The sequence below is a fragment of the Streptomyces sp. NH27 genome, from assembly GCF_056859195.1.
On record NZ_JACEGK010000865.1, the window covers coordinates 1 to 1798 of the forward strand.

2 protein-coding genes are annotated in these 1798 nt (G+C 71.2%); both read left to right on the forward strand.

From position 1 onward, the window contains the following. The first annotated feature begins 63 nt into the window (after positions 1 to 63). Positions 64 to 762 carry a hypothetical protein gene (locus tag AC13HU_RS36605; protein ID WP_483046312.1) on the forward strand — a complete coding sequence of 233 codons (699 nt, stop codon included), beginning with the start codon at positions 64 to 66 and terminating at the stop codon, positions 760 to 762. Between the two features lie 240 nt (positions 763 to 1002). Then, positions 1003 to 1788, forward strand: a complete 786-nt coding sequence (locus AC13HU_RS36610; protein WP_483046313.1) for a hypothetical protein — start codon at positions 1003 to 1005, stop codon at positions 1786 to 1788. The last annotated feature ends 10 nt before the right edge of the window (positions 1789 to 1798 follow it).

Genomic DNA, 1798 nt, shown 5'->3' on the forward strand with positions numbered 1-1798 from the left:
CCGGGGGGGGATGGGGGGGGAATCAAGGACGGCAGAGGCCGTCGTGGGGGGCTGGCCGCCGCCGTGACCGGACTGGTCGCGGTGGCGGCGGTGACGGCCGGCGCGGTGATCGCGTTCGGCTCGTCCCCGGGGGGCGCGGACGCCGCCGTCACGCCCTCGGCCACGTCATCGCCGACCGGCGCCGACGAACCGTCCGGTTCCGGTTCGTCCTCCTCCCCGGCTCCGAGCTCGCCGCCCGCGGCGAAGAAGAAACCCGTCGGACAGGTGGCGCACGGTGTGCACACCGGCGACCTGCGGTACTTCCTGGTCCCCCCGCCCGACGGCGCCGACGTCTACGGCGATCCGGCGGGCAGCGCGGACACCGCCGCCGACGTGGCCGCGGGCTCCGCGGACGAGAGCCAGGCCGCACGGGCCCTGTCCACGTACGGATTCCGCAGCGCGGCGACGCGTACCTACCTGACGGCCGACGGCGTGTCCGAGGTGACCGTCGAACTGGTCCGCTTCCGCGGGCCGAGCCAGGCGACGGCGTACTACTCGGCCTCCGGCTACCAGGCCACCACGCTCCCGCTGCAAGGGAGTTACCCGGCCCGCGGGTACAACCTGGCGTCCGGGTCGGCCGAGTCCACCGACACGCTGCTGGCGATCTCCCACCAGGGCGACGTGCACATCACGATCTCGGTGACCGGCGGGAAGGCGCCCTCCCGCGCCCTGCTGCAACACCTGCTCGACGCGCAGTACCAGAGGCTGAGGACGGGTCGCTGACCCGCTCTCCCCATTCCGTGGAGTGACCCCTTGTCCCAGGACACCCCTGTCCAGGAACCGGACCCCGTCCCGGTTCCGGAACAGGTTCCAGAAGCAGCTTCCGAGCCGATCGCAGAGCCGGCCGTGGAGTCGGCCGCTAAACCGGCCGCTAAACCGGCCGCGAAACCGGCCGTTGAGCCGATCGCAGAGCCGGCTGCCGAGCCGACCGCGGAACCTATCGCGGAATCCGCCGCGGAATCGGTGGCGGAATTCGCCGCGGAGCCGACCGCGGAACCGATTGCCGCTCCGTTTCCTGACAATGTCCCCGAGCCCCCGCCGTACAAGCCGCGGCGGCGCGGGCGGACCACGCGGCTGATCGCGGCGGCCGCGGTGCTCGGCGTGCTCGCGGGCGGCGGCCTCGGCTACCGCATCCAGCAGAACCGCCCGCCGACGCCGCTGCCGCCGCTCACCGGCCCGGTGCTCGCCCAGCCCAAGGGCGCCGGCCCGGCGGCGCCGAAGCTGCCGACCAGTCAGGACGGTGGCCTGGTCTACCGGGGCAGCCTGCTCAAGCTGCTGGTGCCGACGCCCAAGGGCAGCAAGGAAATGTTCCGGGACTGGGTGTCGCTGCGGGAGTACGCCGAGGAATACACCCATGCCAACTGGGAGTTCGCCGACCTGACGGGTCAAGACTTCCAGCGCAGCGTCGAAGTGGACTGGACCGACAAGAACAGCGACTACTGCGAGATCCACCTCACCCAGTTCCGGGACGACAGCTACGCCAACGCACCGACCTACTTCCAGGAACAGCGGGACACCGACAACTCCGTTTCCACCGTGGGCAGTCCGCACGACCTCACGGACGTCGGCAGCGGCACGGTCTGGGGCTCCGGCAAGCCCAAGTCGGAGGACGGCTACCTGCCGATCTACGGGGGCCGCGGCATCGCGCGGGTCGGCAACATCTACGTCGAGATCTACGTCCACTCGCTGCACCCGGTGAAGTCCGGGACGGTCAGATCCCTACTCGAGAAGCAACTGGAGCGGCTGTGAGCGACGAGAC